Annotated in this window: 1 protein-coding gene; it reads right to left on the bottom strand. The window is 59.7% G+C overall.

Annotation, left to right across the window (positions count from 1 at the left end):
• Positions 1-154: 154 nt before the first annotated feature.
• On the bottom strand, positions 155-740 hold a 586-nt coding region (locus tag AB3X99_RS40910; RefSeq protein ID WP_368662068.1), incomplete at its 5' end, for a zinc-binding dehydrogenase.

Genomic DNA, 740 nt, shown 5'->3' with positions numbered 1-740 from the left:
TCGGTGCTAAAAACCCCCTCCAGATAGATATAAAGGACTGCGAAACAACCACACCCAGAACCAACCTCAACCCCGACATCTGTATTTAGCCGGGACCCCGACATCTGAAAATGGCTTTGACATTATAGATGTTCGCAAACATCAAACCACCGCATCACATCTCGACAATCACCTTCAACGCCTGCGTGCTGGCCGCCTGCGAAAACGTCTCATACGCCTTGGGCATGTCTTCGAATGAAAACCGGTGCGTGATCAGCCGGTTCGGATCGATCCGTCCGGCACGCACGGTCTTGAGCAGCATGGGCGTGCTCACTGTGTCGACGAGACGCGTCGTGATCGCTACGTTGCGGTCCCAGAGCTTGTCGAGGAAAAGCGACGCCGGCACACCATGCACGCCGATGTTCGCAATCACGCCACCCGGCGCCACGATCTGCTGGCACAGTTCGAACGTCGCAGGCACGCCAACGGCCTCCATGGCGCAATCCACGCCGACACCATCCGTGAGCTTCATCACCGCATCCACGGCGTCGCCTGCGCGCGGATCGATGCACGCCGTTGCCCCGAACTTCTTCGCGCATTCCAGGCGATTGGGGTCCATATCGATCATGATCACCTGCGCGGGCGAATAAAACTGCGCGGTCAGGAGCGCGGCCAGCCCGATCGGCCCGGAGCCGACAATGGCCACTGTACTGCCGGGTTCGACCTTGCCGTTGAGCACGCCGCATTCGAAACCCGTCGGC

This window comes from Paraburkholderia sp. BR10882, from assembly GCF_040948855.1.
GTDB classification, from domain to species: domain Bacteria; phylum Pseudomonadota; class Gammaproteobacteria; order Burkholderiales; family Burkholderiaceae; genus Paraburkholderia; species Paraburkholderia nodosa_A.
The sequence above is the reverse complement of the archived record's forward strand: the minus strand, read 5'-3'. Positions and strand labels throughout refer to the sequence as shown.